The 16,649-nt window shown below is 70.3% G+C and carries 12 protein-coding genes; 3 read left to right on the top strand and 9 right to left on the bottom strand.

Annotation, left to right across the window (positions count from 1 at the left end; all coding sequences use genetic code 11):
- The first annotated feature begins 123 nt into the window (after positions 1-123).
- Together P3G67_RS08875 and P3G67_RS08870 are read left to right on the top strand one after the other, a co-directional pair.
- Positions 124-2,349, top strand: coding sequence for a bifunctional glycosyltransferase/CDP-glycerol:glycerophosphate glycerophosphotransferase (locus P3G67_RS08875; protein WP_276092945.1), 2,226 nt, complete (start codon positions 124-126; stop codon positions 2,347-2,349).
- Positions 2,350-2,435: 86 nt separating this feature from the next.
- Positions 2,436-4,115 carry a glycosyltransferase family 2 protein gene (locus P3G67_RS08870; RefSeq protein ID WP_276092944.1) on the top strand — a complete coding sequence of 560 codons (1,680 nt, stop codon included), beginning with the start codon at positions 2,436-2,438 and terminating at the stop codon, positions 4,113-4,115.
- Between the two features lie 102 nt (positions 4,116-4,217).
- Here P3G67_RS08870 and P3G67_RS08865 read toward each other — a convergent pair whose 3' ends face one another.
- From P3G67_RS08865 to pta, 7 genes are all read right to left on the bottom strand, one after another.
- Positions 4,218-5,783, bottom strand: a complete 1,566-nt coding sequence (locus P3G67_RS08865) for a hypothetical protein (RefSeq protein WP_313879817.1) — start codon at positions 5,781-5,783, stop codon at positions 4,218-4,220.
- Entirely contained in the window at positions 5,767-6,591 is an 825-nt protein-coding gene (locus P3G67_RS08860) for a polyprenol monophosphomannose synthase (RefSeq protein ID WP_276092943.1), read from the bottom strand. Before P3G67_RS08860 ends, P3G67_RS08865 begins: the two co-directional genes overlap by 17 nt.
- 29 nt (positions 6,592-6,620) lie before the next feature.
- A complete protein-coding gene (locus P3G67_RS08855; RefSeq protein WP_269853155.1) occupies positions 6,621-7,700 on the bottom strand; it encodes a nucleotidyltransferase family protein in 1,080 nt (359 codons plus the stop codon).
- A gap of 215 nt (positions 7,701-7,915) precedes the next feature.
- Positions 7,916-9,163 (bottom strand): hypothetical protein, encoded by a 1,248-nt coding sequence (locus P3G67_RS08850; protein WP_276092942.1) that lies wholly within the window; start codon positions 9,161-9,163, stop codon positions 7,916-7,918.
- Between the two features lie 163 nt (positions 9,164-9,326).
- Positions 9,327-10,757 (bottom strand): pyruvate kinase, encoded by a 1,431-nt coding sequence (gene pyk / locus P3G67_RS08845; RefSeq protein ID WP_276092941.1) that lies wholly within the window; start codon positions 10,755-10,757, stop codon positions 9,327-9,329.
- Positions 10,758-10,839: 82 nt separating this feature from the next.
- Complete coding sequence (locus P3G67_RS08840; protein ID WP_276092940.1) at positions 10,840-12,039, bottom strand: acetate kinase; 1,200 nt, start codon at positions 12,037-12,039, stop codon at positions 10,840-10,842.
- 35 nt (positions 12,040-12,074) lie between these two features.
- On the bottom strand, positions 12,075-14,186 hold the full coding sequence (gene pta / locus P3G67_RS08835) for a phosphate acetyltransferase (RefSeq protein WP_276092939.1): 2,112 nt from the start codon (positions 14,184-14,186) through the stop codon (positions 12,075-12,077).
- Positions 14,187-14,411: 225 nt separating this feature from the next.
- On the opposite strand from pta, the gene P3G67_RS08830 reads away from it, so the two are divergent.
- The gene (locus tag P3G67_RS08830) at positions 14,412-15,437 is read left to right on the top strand and encodes an ATP-dependent 6-phosphofructokinase (RefSeq protein WP_276092938.1); all 1,026 of its coding nucleotides are present in this window, start codon (positions 14,412-14,414) and stop codon (positions 15,435-15,437) included.
- An 11-nt stretch (positions 15,438-15,448) separates the two neighbouring features.
- Here P3G67_RS08830 and P3G67_RS08825 read toward each other — a convergent pair whose 3' ends face one another.
- Positions 15,449-16,297 (bottom strand): carbohydrate ABC transporter permease, encoded by an 849-nt coding sequence (locus tag P3G67_RS08825; protein ID WP_276092937.1) that lies wholly within the window; start codon positions 16,295-16,297, stop codon positions 15,449-15,451.
- 46 nt (positions 16,298-16,343) lie between these two features.
- Positions 16,344-16,613, bottom strand: a complete 270-nt coding sequence (locus P3G67_RS08820) for a DUF1876 domain-containing protein (RefSeq protein WP_276092936.1) — start codon at positions 16,611-16,613, stop codon at positions 16,344-16,346.
- Positions 16,614-16,649: the final 36 nt, after the last annotated feature.

The following is a 16,649-nucleotide window of genomic DNA, read 5'->3' as shown; positions in this document are numbered from 1 at the left end:
GGGCACACACATGTGCGGGGCGTGGACTGCCTACCGTAGGATTTCAGAACTAAAAATTCACTCAGATCTCATCGTCTCTCGTCGCCCCATACCCGTCGCGCCCACCCCAGGAACCGTCACTCCATGACAACGTTCAGCGTCATCGTCACCGCCCTCGACGCCCAGGGCTACCTCCGGGAGTGCCTCGACAGCGCACTCGGCCTGCCCGCCGAAGGGGTGGAGGTCATCGCCGTGGACAACGGCTCGACCGACGCCACGAGAGCCATCGTCGACGAGTACGCGGAGCGGGACGAGCGGGTGCACGCCGTCCACCTCCCCAAGCCGCTGACCAACGGTGCCGCCCGCGCCGTCGCGGCGAAGCAGGCCAAGGGCGACTACCTGCTGTTCATCGACGGCCGGGACTGCCTGACCGACGGCGCGCTGGCCGCACTGGGCCGGCGGATCGCCGAGACCGGTGAGCCGGACGCGGTGGTCTTCGACCACGTCCGCTCGCACTGGTGGAACGACGCGATCGCCAGCGGCGACGGCCGCCTGTTCATCGCCCCCGGGCGCGAGGTCTTCTCGGTGTACCAGCAGCCGGAGACGCTGCACCTGACGCCCACGCTCAGCAACCGCGTGCTGCGCGCCGACTTCTACGAGGCGCACTGCGAGCTGTTCGACAAGGACGAGTACGCCGAGGTGCTGCCCGCCATCGGCAGCCTGCTGGCCGCCGACCGGATCGCCATACTCGACAAGGTCTGCCTGCGCCGCCGCGAGCCGGAGACGCCGGTGCGCGAGCGCGGGCAGTTCAACCTGTTCGACCAGTACGACGCGCTGTGGGAGCTGCTGGGCAGCCGTTCGGTGCTCCCCGAGCACCGGGCGATCGTCTTCAGCGGCATGATCCGCCGCTATCTGAAGGTGCTCACCGTGCCCGGCCTGGACGAGCGGGAGCAGGCCGCGTTCTTCCACCGCGCCTCCGAGCACTTCCTGCGCTACAAGCCGAACGACTACCAGCGCCCGTCGAACCTCAACGGTGTGCGGCACGCCATGCTGGAGCGCGACTCGTACTCCGGCTACCGCGCCCTGCAGTCCGCCAACCGCAAGCGCCGTACCGTGCGCACGCTGGCCGTGAAGGCCAAGCGCAAGGCGGCGGACCTGGCCAAGGAGAGCGCCTACCGCGAGCAGCTGCGGCACCCCCTGGAGGAGGACCTGGCGGTCTTCTCCGCCTACTGGGACCGCGGTGTCGCCTGCAGCCCGGCGGCGATCTCCGCCAAGCTCGCCGAACTCGCCCCGAACATCCGCCAGGTGTGGGTGGTGCGCCGCGCCGACGTGCCGCTGGTGCCCGCCGGTGTGGACTACGTGGTGCCGGGCAGCCGCCGCTACTGGAGCGTGATGGCGCGCGCCAAGTACCTGGTCAACAACGTCAACTTCCCCGACTCGGTGACCAAGCGGCCCGGCCAGATCCATGTGCAGACCCACCACGGCACGCCGCTGAAGCGGATGGGCACCGACCAGATCCCGTTCCCGGCCACCTCGCGCGGTGTCGACTACGAGGCGCTGCTGGAGCGTTGCGCCCGCTGGGACTACAGCGTTTCGGCCAACTCGCACTCCACCGAGACCTGGGAGCGCGCCTACCCGGTGCCGTTCACCTCGCTCGACTACGGCTACCCGCGCAACGACGTCTACTACACGGCCACCGCCGAGGACGTGCTGCGCATCCGGGAGCGGCTGGGCATCGCGCCGGGCCGCAAGGCGCTGCTGTACGCGCCGACGCACCGCGACTACGAGGCCCACTGGACGCCGCGCCTGGACCTGGAGCGGATGGCCCGCAACCTCGGCGAGGACTTCGTGCTGCTGGTGCGCGGCCACTACTTCTACGACCGGGGCCTGTCCCCGCTGGAGGAGCTGCACCGGCGCGGCCTGATCATCGACGTCTCGCGCTATGACTCGGTGGAGGAACTCGGCCTGGCCTCCGACGCGTTGATCACCGACTACTCCTCGGTGATGTTCGACTACGCCAACCTGGACCGGCCGATAGTGGTCTTCGCGGACGACTGGGAGACCTACTCGGTCACCCGTGGCGTCTACTTCGACCTGACCGAGCTGTCCCCGGGCGCGGTCGGCCGCAGCCAGGAGGAGGTGGAGCGGCTGTTCCTGGACGGCGGCTGGCGGGATGAGCACGCCACCGCCAAGCGGGCCGAGTTCCGCCGGAAGTTCTGCGACTTCGACGACGGGCACGCCGCCGAGCGGGTGGTGCGCCACGTCTTCCTCGGGCAGGCGAACGTGCCGCCGGTGATACCACTGGAGGAGCGCACCCCGGCGCCGGCGCCGGAGGTGGCCGCCCGACTAGTGGCCGACAACGCACGGTGAGCGCTGCCGCGCCGGACAGCTCTTGTAGTGGATTTTCCCGGGGGGCGACCCCCGGACCGCCAGCCGAGGAAGTTCCCGGAGGACCCATGGCCCCGACGGCCCCCGACGTCACCGTCACGGTGATCGTCTACAACGACGCGGAGCGACTGCCGCGTGCGGTGGAGTCGTTGCGCCGTCAGACGCTGCGCAACATCGAGATCATCATCAGCGACGACCACTCGACGGACGACACCCCCGAGGTGGCCCGTGCGTTGGCGGCGCGGGACGAGCGCATCGTCTACAACCGCCTGCCGCAGAACAGCGGTGGTTGCAGCCGCCCGCGCAACTCGGCGATCGAGATCGCCAAGGCGCCGTACCTGATGTTCCTCGACAGCGACGACGAACTGCCCGAGCGGGCACTGGAGTTGCTGCTGGACGAGCTGCGCTCGGACGACACCGTCGACTTCGCGATGGGCGGGGTCGAGCGGGTGCGCACCGACACCGGGTCCGTGTCGGCCTGGCATCCGCACCTGTTCACCAAGAAGCAGACGGTACGCGGCATCGAGTACCACCCCGGGGTGCTGTTCGAGCACCTGTCGACCAACAAGATGTACCGCCGGGAGTTCATCGACCGGCACGCGCTGCGCTTCCCCGAGGGCATCCACTACGAGGACCAGCTGTTCTCCGCCCAGGCGTACTGCCTGGCGCGGGCGTTCACCATCGTGCCGGACCCGGTGTACCGCTGGTACATCTCGCCGTACGAGGCGGTGGGCGCGCTGTCCATCTCCAACCAGCGGCACCGGATCGAGAACGTCCGGGACCGGATCAACGTCGCCCGGCTGATCGACGACTTCCTGGTGGAGAGCGGTCACCAGGCGATCAAGGCGGACAAGGACTTCAAGTTCCTCAAGCACGACCTGCGGATGTACACCGGTGACCTGCCGTACCGCAGCCACGACTGGATCAAGCAGTTCGCCGACGAGATCGGCCCGTACCTGGAGACGCTCGCCCCCGAGGCGTTCCGCCGACTGCCGCGCGACCAGCGCGTGGTGATCCAGCTGGTGCGCGACGGCCGTTACGAGGAGGCGCAGTCGGCCTCCCGCGGCATGAGCCGCGAGGTGGCGCCGCGTGAGGTGACCGAGGACGGCACGGGCCGTGTCTACTGGGGCTCGGTGGTTCCCGCCGACCCCGAGTCGGCGCGCGAGCTGGAGGTCAGCGACCTCGACCTGCGCACCCGGCCGTTCAAGAACGCGCTGCTGCGGCACGAGATCACCCGGATCGAGCCGGAGTCGGGCTCGCGGATCACGCTGGACGTGCGCACCTACGACCCGGGCAACCAGTTGCCGATGGCCCCGGTGGTGGCGACGATCCATCTGGCGCCCGCCACCAAGCGGTTGAGCGTGTCGTTCCGGCTGGACCCGGTGCGGCCGGGGCTGTTCGAGGGGACGGTCACCCTTGACCTGTCCTCGGTGCCGCTGCCGCCGCACGGGTTCGCCGGGGTACGGCATCCGGTGCTGGCGATCACCCAGCACCGGCAGCACAACACCGGTCTGCTGCTGGCGCCGCTGGACTTCCCGGCGCTGAGCAAGCGGATCGCGTACCACCGCGGCGTGGCCGAGCACACCGTCACGGTGGAGCCGGAGGGCCACGGCGCCGGCCGCATCCAGGTGCGCTGGGAGCGGGCGGGCCTGCTGGCGAAGGCGGAGCCCCACCTCCCGACGCTGGCCCGGGTGGCAGGCCCCGGCCTGCGGAAGGTGAGCGGCCTCGTCCGAGGCCTGGCGAAGTAGGGCTGTTGGCCGGGGGGCTCGTCCCCCGGCCTCGAAAGACAAGGGGCTCCGCCCCAAACCCCCCATTGTGTCGGGGGTTTGGGGCGGAGCCCCAAAAAAATCTCAGACCACCTTCAGCAGCAGCTCGCCGTTCGGTCCCTTGGCCACCTTCTTGAGGGCGGGGTCGCCGGGGGCGAAGCCCCCGTCGCTGCGGAACTGGATGACCCAGCGCACGTGGTACTTGTGCAGCAGCGCCAACCGCTGCGCACGCGAAGTGCTCTTCTCGAAGAACTTCTTGGTGTCCTTCGACCGCTGCGCCTCGTCCTTGAGGAAGAAGTCCGGGTAACCGGACGCGACGGTGTACGGCCCGTACGCGGGCGCCTGGCGAAGGGCGAAGTAGTCCTTCGTCATGATCACCTGGCCGTACTTCACGTGCTTGGTGATCCACTGGTAGCCGCCCCACTCATGCTGGGCCGGCGCACTGCCCAGTACCGGAACCGACTTCGTGGACGCCACATAGTTGAGCGCCCCCACCTGCGACCAGCAACCGACCAGCAGCGCCAGCGCGGTGAGCGGCACCAGGACCCGGCGCGCCCGCCGTCCGGCCTCGCCCGCCAGCTCCACCGCCAGCGCGACCTGCGCGGAGATGAAGACCGCGGGCAGCACCCGCCCGTAGGACCAGTGCTGGGTCAGTCCGCCCAGCGCGTACACCAGCGCGCCGAAGGCGAAGAACAGCACCAGCGGATCGCGCCGGTCCCTCCGGAACCGCAGCGCCAGCGCCACGATGCCCAGCGACAGCAGACCGAACCGGGAGACCAGGTGGTCGTAGAGCGGCCGGTGGATCTCCTCCAGGCCGCCGACGTTCAGCAGTGAGAAGAACGAGTAGTACGGCCAGACGAGCAGGATCGCCAGCGACAGCGCTATCGCCGCGCCGATCCGCAGCCAGGCCGCCCTGCCCGGCCACGGACGCGCCCCCAGCAGTATCGCCAGCAGCCCGAAGACGGTCACCACACCGGTGAACTGGTGGCTGAGCGCGACCACCGCCAGCAGCGCGCCGAGCATGAGGTACCGGGCCATGCCCCAGTCCCTGGCCAGGGCGGTGCGCAGCATCGCCCACAGGTGGAACGCCACGCCCATGGCGAAGGTGCTGGGGTAGGCGATGCACAGGGCCAGCGAGGTCGCCCCGGGAAAGCCGCTCCAGGTGAACAGCTCCCAGCCGTACAGCAGCGTGACGCACAGGATCGCCAGCGGCACCGCCGCCCGGCGGGAGGTGAGCGTACGCACGAACTGCCGGATGCCGGTGACCAGCAGCACCAGGTTGATCGCGGCGGCGAGGTGCAGCACCTGGAACGTGGTCGCCCCGGTGACCTTGCCGATCAGCGCCAGGAAGAGCATCCACGGCGAGTAGTACGGGCTGTCGACATCCGCCTTGACCAGCGGATCGCCCGGGTTGCCGAGGTCGTGCCGCAGCCGGTCGAGGGTGGCGGCGTGGATTCCCAGGTCGCCCGCCCACGGCAGCTTCACCACCATCAGCGCGAGCAGTACGACGACCAGCAGTGCGGCGGCGGACACCGCCTTCTCCAGCAGACCGGCGGCCTGCCAACGGGTCTGGGCGGACCGGCCCAGGCGTGCTATACGCCCCTCCGGTCCGCCGGTTCCCGACGTGGCCCGCTCAGCCGCGGCGGGCACGAGCGGAGTCCAGTCGCAGTCGCCAGGGCAGGACGGCCGACTCGACCTGCACGGCCAGGTTCATCTTGGACGCGCCGATCTGCCGTTCCTCGAAGTGGATCGGCACCTCGACGCCCGTGTAACCGGCGCGCACCGCCTGGTACTTGAGCTCGACCTGGAAGCTGTAGCCGTTGCTGCGCACCTCGGACAGCTTCATCTCGGTGACCGTGTCGGCCCGCCACATGCAAAAGCCCGCGGTGACGTCCCGCAGCCCGGTGCGCAGCACCGTGCTCACATAGGCGTTGGCCCAGCGGGAGAGCAGCCTGCGGTGCAGGCCCCACTCCTCGGCGAGCCGACCGCCGGAGACGTAGCGGCTGCCGACGACGAACCCGGCGCCGGTGGCCAGCGCGGCGCCCAGCATCTGCGGCACGTACTCGACCGGGTGGCTGCCGTCGGCGTCCATCTGGAGCACGTACTGCGCGCCGTCCGCGACCGCCTGGTCCATGCCCGCCGCGTAGGCGCGGCCGAGGCCGTCCTTGGCGGTGCGGTGCAGCACGGAGATCCGGGTGCGGTCCGGCTCGTTGTAGCGCTCGGCCAGCCGCTCGGCGACCTCACCGGTGCCGTCGGGGCTGTTGTCGTCCACCACCAGCAGCCGCAGCCCCGGCAGGTCGAGCGCCATCAGCTTCTCGGCCATCCCTGGCAGGTTCTCGGCCTCGTTGTAGGTGGGCATCACCACGGTCAGCGGGATGCCGCTCCACTCCGGAGGGAGCTGTACCGGCCGACGCAGCGTGGCGGCCGTCGGTACTGCCTGGGGGGTCGTCGTCGTCATCAAGTGGTCTTCTCTGTCGGGCCGCGGACTCAGGGCTTCGGAGAGAAGCGGATCGCGGCGTCGGGGAGCGTCGAGTCGCACCACACTCGCGCCCCGCCCTGCAGTTCGTTGTCCTCGCCGACCTCGGCCCGGTCTCCGATCACGGCGTTCTCCAGTACGGTACGCGAGCCGACGCGGGCTCCAGCGCCCACGAGCGAGGCCCGCACCTGCGCACCGGACTCGACGCGTGCGCCGTCCAGCACGATGGAGCCCTCGACCACCGCGTCCGCCGCGATGAACGAACCGGCGCCCACCACGGTTCCACCGGCCAGCTTCGCGCCGTCCTCCACGGTGGCGCCGGGCAGCACCAGGTACTCACCGGTGGGTCCGGGCAGCGCGGGAGAGCGCACCACACCGCGGACCAGGTCCGCGGAGGCCTGGATCAGGGCCGCCGGGCGGCCGAGGTCCAACCAGTACGTCTGGTCCACCACGCCGTGCAGGTGCGCACCGGACTCCAGCAGCCCGGGGAAGGTCTCGCGCTCGACGGAGACCACCCGGCCGGCCGGGATGGTGTCGATCACCGAGCGGCGGAAGACGTAGCAGCCGGCGTTGACCTGGTCGGTGACGATCTCCTCGGGGCGCTGCGGCTTCTCGGTGAAGGCCAGTACCCGACCGGTCCCGTCGGTGGGGACCAGGCCGAAGGCGCTGGGGTCCTCGACCCGGGTCAGGTGCAGCGAGACGTCGGCCCCGGCCGCGCGGTGGCTGTCGACCAGGCCCACGATGTCCAGGCCGGTGAGGATGTCGCCGTTGAAGATCAGTACCGGCTCGTCGGGCCCGCAGGTCAGCGCGTCGGCCGCGTTGCGGATCGCGCCACCGGTGCCCAGCGGCTCGGTCTCGTGGATGTACGTGATGCGCAGGCCCAGGTCGGAGCCGTCACCGAAGTACGGCTCGAAGACCTCGGCCAGGTAGGAGGTGGCGAGCACCACATGGGTGACGCCGGCGGCCCGGGCCTTGGCGAGCTGGTGGGCGAGGAACGGCACACCGGCGGTCGGAACCATCGGCTTCGGCGTGTGTTCCGTGACGGGGCGGAGACGGGAGCCCTTCCCGCCGACCAGGAGGATCGCTTCCACTGACAAGTACCTCAATCACTTACGGGTCGACGGACGGGTAGGGATACTACCTACGCTTTTGCTGCGGGTTGTCCACGAGGGACGGCGGGGTGTCCGTGACGCCGCGTGGAACAACGTGCCCGGCATGGTAGTGAACGCCGCTATGGCCGGTCGGGTCACGTCGGCCGCTCTCAGGGAGTTCTCACCGGATCTCAGTGACTTTTCACCGGATCCGCTCACGGTGACCACTTGAACAACATGAGCAACCCGACCGCGTACCACCCGGCGAACACCGCCCCGCAGCCGTACAGGCACCCTTGCACCAGCCGGGGCAGCCGGGCGACCGGGCGGGCCACCAGCAGGAGCAGTATCGGCAGGAACGGCAGCATGAAGCGCGGCTTGGACAGCGGGGAGCCGGGCGTGCCGAACATCAGCTCCCACGCCCCGGCCAGCGCCAGCACCAGCGGCCACGGCACCTTGCGGTCCATGGCCAGCGCCACCACGGCCACCGCGACCAGCAGGATCAGCGCCAGCACCACCGGGTAGCGGATGTCGATGTGCTGGTAGGTCGCCACCTGCTTGAGGAAGTGCAGCGAGCCGCGGCCGAAGTCGAAGGACTGCCCCCAGGCCTTCTCCGCCTCGAACCAGCCGTCCCAGCGGCCCACCCGGCTGCCCAGGTACAGCCAGCTGAAGACCAGCCCGAGCGGCGCCAGGGCCAGCGCCAGCCACGGCCGCCAGCCGTCCCGGCGCCGTAGGAGCGCCCAGCCCGCGCTCAGCACCAGCACGCCGACCAGTACCGACGCGGTCGGCCTGATGGTCCCGGCGAGCGCGGTGAGCACGCCGGCCGCCACCCAGCGGCGGGCGATGACCGCGATCAGCGCCCACATCAGCGCCGCGCTGAAGCACGCCTCGGAGTACGGCACCCACAGCGCGAACGCGTACGGGGAGCACGCCCACAGTCCGACGCACGCGTAGCCGACGCGCCGCCCCAGCACCGAGCGGGCGAGGGTGTGCACCGCGACCGCCGCGGCGGTGGCGGCCAGCCAGGAGACCGCCACGCCCGCGTACGGGTAGCCGAGGCCGGTCACCAGGTGGACGGCTCTTATCAGCGCGGGGACCAGCGGGAAGAAGGCGAGTGTGGACCACTTCGGCACGCCGTCGGGCTGATAGCTGAGGTGGTGGGGATAGCCGTGCTCGGCGACGCTGAGGTAGTTCTTGCTGTCCCACTTGCTGAGCACCTGCACGACGCCGTAGCCGAGGTGGTGGCAGATCAGCAGCAGCACGGCGAAGGCGAGCGCCGAGACCGCCAGGTAGATGCCCGCGGCGTTCAGCGCCTCGCGGCGCGCGAAGCGTATCGTCACCGGTTCCCGGCGCAGCAGCTCGGCGAGCCGTCCCCGCCAGTCGGCGGCCGTCCCGCCCGCCCCGGAGTCCCGCGACCCGCTCACGGTGGCGGAGCTGTCGGGCGGCGGGGCTACGTCGACCATGGGGCTTCTCCGGAGGCTGGGGGAACGGACATCACCGGTGCGATGACCCGTCCGCCGGTCGGCGAACGGGCGACCGGTTCACCTTAAGGTCGGGCGTGTCGCGCTACAAAAGCCACGGGCGGGCCTGTCCCTGTCAGGGGGCAGGCCCGCCCGGGCCGGAGGGCTAGTCCTGGTGGCCGCCGCCCAGGTGGTGGACGCGGACCAGGTTGGTGGTGCCGGGGACACCGGGCGGGGAGCCCGCCGTGATGATCACGGTGTCGCCCTTGTCGTACTCGTTGAGCTTGAGCATCTCCTGGTCGACCAGGTCGACCATCGCGTCGGTGTGGTCGACGTGCTTGACCAGGTGCGTCTGCACGCCCCAGGTCAGCGTGAGCTGGTTGCGGGTGGCGGCGTCGGTGGTGAACGCCAGCACCGGTACCGGCACCCGGTAGCGGGCGAGCCGGCGCGCGGTGTCACCGGACTTGGTGAAGGCCACCAGCGTCTTGGCGTCCAGGAAGTCCGCCAGCTCGGCGGCGGCGCGGGCCACCGCACCGCCCTGGGTGCGCGGCTTCTTGCCCGGCGCCAGCGGCTGCAGGCCCCGCTTGAGCAGTTCCTCCTCGGCCGCCTCCACGATCCGGGACATCGTCTTGACGGTCTCGATCGGGTACTTGCCGACCGAGGACTCCGCCGACAGCATCACCGCGTCCGCGCCGTCCAGCACCGCGTTGGCCACGTCGGACGCCTCGGCGCGGGTGGGCCGGGAGTTGGTGATCATCGACTCCATCATCTGGGTCGCGACGATCACCGGCTTGGCGTTGCGGCGGCACAGCTCGATCAGCCGCTTCTGGACGACCGGCACCCTCTCCAGCGGGTACTCCACCGCCAGGTCGCCGCGGGCCACCATCACACCGTCGAAGGCGGCGACGACGTCCTCCATGTTGGCCACCGCCTGCGGCTTCTCCACCTTGGCGATGACCGGGACCCGGCGGCCGACCTCGTCCATCACCCGGTGCACGTCCCGGACGTCCTTGGCGTCCCGGACGAAGGACAGCGCGACCATGTCCACGCCCATGCGCAGCGCGAACCGCAGGTCGTCGATGTCCTTCTCGGACAGCGCCGGGACGTTGACGGCGGCGCCGGGCAGGTTGATGCCCTTGTGGTCGGAGATGATGCCGCCCTCGACCACCAGGCAGCGCACCCGCGGACCCTCGACCTCGATGACCCGCAGCGCGACGTTGCCGTCGTTGATGAGCACCGGGTCGCCCTGGCTGACGTCAGCGGGCAGGCCCTTGTACGTCGTGCCGCAGATGTGCCGGTTACCGGGAACGTCCTCGGTGGTGATGACGAACTCGTCACCGGCCACCAGCTCCACCGGACCGTCGGCGAAGGTCTCCAGGCGGATCTTGGGGCCCTGAAGGTCGGCGAGGACGCCCACCGCGCGGCCGGTCTCCTCGGAGACCTTGCGCACCCGGTGGTAGCGCTCCTCGTGCTCGGCGTGGGTGCCGTGGCTGAAGTTGAACCGGGCCACGTTCATTCCGGCCTCGACCAGCGTCTTGAGCTGGTCGTAGGAGTCGACGGCGGGACCCAGGGTGCAGACGATTTTCGCTCGGCGCATGTGGACGATCCTATCGATGTTTTGTTCCGGCCCGGAATTTACCCGGTGGCCCCCGTGCGGAGGCCTCCCGTTCCGGCCCGGTTTACGGGCGGACCAGCGAGTAGGCCTGCTGTGCGATCTCCAGTTCCTCGTCGGTGGGGACGACGGCGACCGCGACCCGGCTGGTCCTGGTGGAGACCAGCCGTGCCGCGCTGCCGCGCACAGCGTTGCGTACCGCGTCGATCTCGATGCCGAGGGGTTCGAGGCCGATGAGCGCGGCCTCGCGCACCGCGGCCGAATTCTCGCCCACTCCGGCCGTGAAAGCGATCGCGTCCACCCGTCCGAGTACCGCCGAATAGGCGCCGACGTACTTGCGCAGCCGGTGGACGTAGACATCGAAGGCGAGTTGCGCGTCGGCGTCGTCCTCCGCGATCCGGCGGCCGATCTCGCGCATGTCGTTGTCACCGCACAGCCCGACCAGCCCGCTGCGCTTGTTGAGCAGGTCGTCGATGTCGTCCACGCCCAGTCCGGCGACCCGCGCCAGATGGAAGACCACCGCCGGATCGATGTCGCCCGACCGGGTGCCCATCACCAGGCCCTCCAGCGGGGTGAGCCCCATGGACGTGTCCACGCACACCCCGCCGCGCACCGCCGAGGCGGAGGCGCCGTTGCCCAGGTGCAGCACGATCACGTTGACCTCGGACGGCTCCTTGCCCAGCAGCGCGGCGGTGGCCCGGGAGACGTACGCGTGCGAGGTGCCGTGGAATCCGTACCGGCGCACCCCGTACCGGTCGGCGGTGGCCCGGTCGATGGCGTACCGGGCCGCCGCCTCCGGCATGCCCGAGTGGAAGGCCGTGTCGAACACCGCGACCTGCGGCAGGTCGGGCCGCAGTTCGCGGGCCACCTTGATGCCGGTGACGTTGGCCGGGTTGTGCAGCGGGGCGAGCGGTACCAGCTTCTCGATCTCGCTGACCACCTCGTCGGTGATCAGCGTCGGCTCGGTGAACCGGGTGCCGCCGTGCACCACCCGGTGCCCGACGGCGGCCAGTTCGGGGGAGTCCAGGCCGAGGCTCTGGGAGGACAGCTCGTCGGCGACCTGCTTGAGCGCGGCGGAGTGGTCGGCGACCCCGCCCGCCTCGCCGATCCGCTCCACGATGCCGGAGGCGAGGCGGGAGCTGTCCGTGTCGCTGCGCGGAGTAGCCGCTCCGGTGAGGGTGGTGGGCGACGGGCGGGCCATGTCGAGCAGCTGGTACTTCAGCGACGAGGAGCCGGAGTTGAGGACGAGGACGCGGGTCGCGGTCACGGGATCGGGTTCTTCCTTGGTGAACGGCACTGATTTCACTGGCTGTCGGCGTCGCCCTGGGCCTGGATGGCCGTGATGGCAACGGTGTTGACGATGTCCTGGACCAGCGCGCCGCGCGACAGGTCGTTGACGGGCTTGCGCAGACCCTGGAGCACCGGGCCGACGGCGATCGCGCCCGCCGAGCGCTGCACCGCCTTGTAGGTGTTGTTGCCGGTGTTCAGGTCCGGGAAGATCAGCACCGTCGCCCGGCCCGCCACCTCCGAGCCCGGCAGCTTGGTCGCCGCGACCGCCGGGTCGACCGCCGCGTCGTACTGGATCGGGCCCTCGACCGCCAGGTCGGGGCGGAGCTCCCGGACGATCTCGGTGGCCCGGCGCACCTTGTCCACGTCCGCGCCGGAACCCGAGGTGCCGGTGGAGTACGACAGCATCGCCACCCGCGGCTCCACCCCGAACTGGGCGGCGGTGGTGGCCGACTGGATCGCGATGTCCGCCAACTGCTCGGCGTTCGGGTCGGGGTTGACCGCGCAGTCGCCGTACACCAGCACCTTGTCGGCCAGGCACATGAAGAACACCGACGAGACGATCGAGGCGCCCGGTGAGGTCTTGATGATCTCGAACGCGGGCCGGATGGTGGCCGCCGTGGAGTGCACCGCGCCGGAGACCATGCCGTCGGCCAGCCCCTCCTGCACCATCAGGGTGCCGAAGTACGACACGTCGGCGACCACGTCGTGCGCCAGCTCCACCGTCATGCCCTTGTGGGCGCGCAGCTTGGCGTACAGCTCGGCGAAGTTCTCCCGCAGCGGCGAGGTCTGCGGGTCCACCACCCGGGCGATGGCGGCGGAGCCGTGGTTTTCGACGTCCAGGCCGAGGTTGACGCCCAGCTCACCGGCGCGCTTGCGGACCGCGTCCGGGTCGCCCAGCAGCGTCAGGTCGCAGACGTTGCGGCGCAGCAGCACCTCGGCGGCGCGCAGGATGCGTTCCTCGGTGCCCTCGGGCAGCACCACGTGGCGGCGACCGGAGCGGGCCCGCTCCAGCAACTCGTGCTCGAACATCATCGGCGTCACCCGGCCGCTTCGGGCCACCGACAGCCGGTCGGTCAACTCGCCGGTGTTCACGTGGAGTTCGAACAGGCCGAGCGCGGTCTCCGCCTTGCGCGGCGTGGCCGCGGTCAGCCTGCCCTCCAGCTCGAACAGCTCGGCGGCGGTGGGGAACGAGCCGCCCGGCACCGAGATCACCGGGGTGCCCGGTGCCAGCCGCTCGGCCAGCGCGATGATGTCCCGGCCGGGGCGCTCGTCCAGGGTGAGCAGCACGCCCGCGATGGGCGGCGCGCCAGCCGAGTGCGCCGCCAGCGAGCCGATGATCAGGTCCGCCCGGTCGCCGGGGGTGACCACCAGGCAGCCGGGGGTCAGCGCGGGCAGGAACGTCGGCAGCATGGCGCCGCCGAAGACGAAGTTCATGACGTTGCGGGCCAGCCCGGCGTCATCGCCGAGCAGCACCTCGGCCCCGAGCTTCTGCACGACCTGCGCCACGGTCGGCGCGGACAGCGACGGCTCCTCGGGCAGTACGTAGACCGGCACCGGAAGGCGGTCGGCCAGCCGGTCGGCGGCGATCTTGGCGGCGTCCGGGGCGACCCGGTTGGCGATCATGGCCAGGATGTAGCAGCCCTCGTCGGCGTAGGCGCGGTGGGCGTTGTGCACCTCGGCGACGACGGAGTCGGCGCTCTGGTCCAGGCCGCCGACGATCGGGAGCACGGAGGCACCGAACTCGTTGGCCAGCCGGGCGTTGAGGTTCAGCTCGGCGGGCAGCTGGGTGTCGGCGTAGTCCGAGCCAAGGACGAGCACGAACTCGTACTCCCTTGCCACCGCGTGGAAGCGGTCGACCAGTCGGGAGACCAGCTCCTCGGTGCCCTGCTCGGCGGCGAGCCGGGCGGCCTCGTCGTAGCCGAGCCCGTAGACGGTCTTCGGGTCCTGGCTGAGCCGGTAGCGGGCGCGCAGCAGCTCGAACAGCCGGTCGGGACCCTCGTGCATCAGCGGCCGGAAGACCCCCACCCGGTCGACCTGGCGGGTCAGCAGTTCCATGACCCCCAGTTCCACGACCTGGCGGCCGTCGCCGCGTCCGATCCCGGTCACGTACACGCTGCGCGTCACGCGTTCTCCATCCTTCATCGCGATCGCTGTATCGCGCCTGTTCTGCCCTTCGAAGCTAACCCGCCCCCCTTTGCGGCGCGCGCCGGGCCGGGGATGCGCACCGGACCCCGTCATCGCAAAGTTCTCATAAGGTATGAAGGATGTGGTAATCCGATCACGATTACCCACCGTGACCCCTGGCTCACAGTTCCGAACGGCCGCCCCCGAAACAGGAGATTGACCGCGATGCGCATCGGAGTCCTCACCGCCGGCGGTGACTGCCCGGGGCTGAACGCCGTGATCCGGTCGGTCGTGCACCGCGGACTCACCGGGCACGGCGACGAGGTGATCGGCTTCGAGGACGGCTTCAATGGACTGCTGGAGGGCCGCTACCGCCCACTGGACCTCAACGCGGTCAGCGGCATCCTGGCCCGCGGCGGCACCATCCTCGGCTCCGCCCGGCTGGAGCGGGCCCGGCTGCACGAGGCCGCCGACAACGCCGACGCGCTGTGCCGCAAGTACGGCATCGACGTGCTCATCCCGATCGGCGGCGAGGGCACCCTGACCGCGGCCCGGATGCTCGCCGACGCCGGGATGCCGGTGGTCGGTGTGCCCAAGACCATCGACAACGACATCTCGGCCACCGACCGGACCTTCGGCTTCGACACCGCCGTCATGGTCGCCACCGAGGCCATCGACCGGCTCAAGACCACCGCCGAGTCCCATCAGCGGGTGATGGTGGTCGAGGTGATGGGCCGCCACGCGGGCTGGATCGCCCTGGAGTCCGGCATGGCGGGCGGTGCGCACGGCATCTGCGTTCCGGAGCGCCCGTTCGACCCCGCCGACCTGGTCGCCATGGTCGAGGAGCGGTTCGCACGCGGCAAGAAGTTCGCCGTCATCTGCGTCGCCGAGGGCGCCCATCCGATCCAGGGCACCATGGCCTACGGCTACGGCGAGATCGACGCGTACGGGCACGAGCGTTTCATGGGCATCGGCACCCGGCTCGCCGAGGAACTCGCCTTCCGGCTCGGCAAGGAGGCCCGGCCGGTCATCCTCGGCCACGTCCAGCGCGGCGGCGTGCCCACCGCGTACGACAGGGTGCTGGCCACCCGGTTCGGCTGGCACGCCGTGCAGGCGGCGCACGAGGGCGCGTTCGGCCACATGACCGCGCTGCGCGGCACCAGCATCGAGATGGTGCCGCTCAAGGACGCCATCACCGAACTCAAGCGGGTACCCGACGACCGCATCCGCGAGGCCGAGTCGGTCTTCTGACCCGCGCCGGGCTACCCCTTGACCGCCCCGCCGAGCGCGAAGCCGCCACCGAGCCGACGCGAGATCAGCGCGTACAGCAGCACCACGGGAAGCGAGTACAGGATCGAGAAGGCGGCGAGCTGGCCGTACTCCACCGTTCCGTAGCTGCCGAAGAAGGAGAAGATCGTCACCGATGCGGGCATCTTGTCCGGCGAGAGCAGCAGCATGAACGGGACGAAGAAGTTCCCCCACATGGCGACGAAGCTGAAGACCGTCACCACCGTGACCCCCGGCCCCATCAGCGGCAGCACAACGCGCAGCAGTGTCTGCGAGAATGACGCCCCGTCAGTCCATGCCGCCTCCTCGAGGGCGCTCGGCACACCGTCCATGAAGTTCTTCATCAGCCAGATGCAGAACGGCAGTTGGGTGGTGGCCAGGAACAGGATCGTCCCGTACATGGTGTCGATCAGGTTGACCTGAACGAACAGCCCGTAGACCGGAATCATGATCGCGGTGATCGGCAGGCAGGTCGAGAAGAGGACCGTGAGCATGAACGGACGGTTCAGCCGGGACCGGTACCGGGACAGCGGATATGCGGCCAGGATCGCGCACGCCACGGTGAGCGCGGTGGCGCCGCCGCAGAGGATCAGGCTGTTCAGCATCGGGGTGAAGGTGATCTCGTCGGTGAGCACCGCCGAGAAGTTGCCGGTCGTCGGCGACGACGGCACATGCACCCGCAGCCCCGCCTGCGGGTCCACCGAGGCGAGCGCCAGCCAGACCAGCGGAACGGCGAACGCGACGGCCACCAACACCAGTGCCGCGTCGGCGGCCAGCCGGTGACGGACACGGCGCGGCCCTCTCCCGCGCCGCCCGGCGGTCATCGCGATGCCCCCGCTCGGGCGGTGTGCCGTGCCGGTACCCCAGCGGTCAGATCCTCAGGTGGTCCACCCGCCGGTTCGTATGGGCCTCGATGTCCATGGTCGCGCTGTGCATCAGTTGGTGGGTCAGGTCGTTCAGCGCGCGAGCGGTGGCCAGCTCGTCGCCGATGTCCGGGATGTTCTCGTCGCCCGGGTTGCAGCGCGCCGTCCCCCGGCCGACCAGCTCCGAACTGCCGAAACCGCTCAGGTGTGCCTCGGCCTGGGTGATCGGCTGGACCTCGTTGATGCTGATCTCGATGGTGAGGGCCTTGTCCGCCATGGCGATCCTCCTCTCCCACTCCATGGTCACTCGCGG

Source organism: Streptomyces silvisoli, assembly GCF_029269905.1.
Taxonomy (GTDB): Bacteria; Actinomycetota; Actinomycetes; order Streptomycetales; family Streptomycetaceae; genus Streptantibioticus_A; species Streptantibioticus_A silvisoli_A.
The sequence above is the reverse complement of the archived record's forward strand: the minus strand, read 5'-3'. Positions and strand labels throughout refer to the sequence as shown.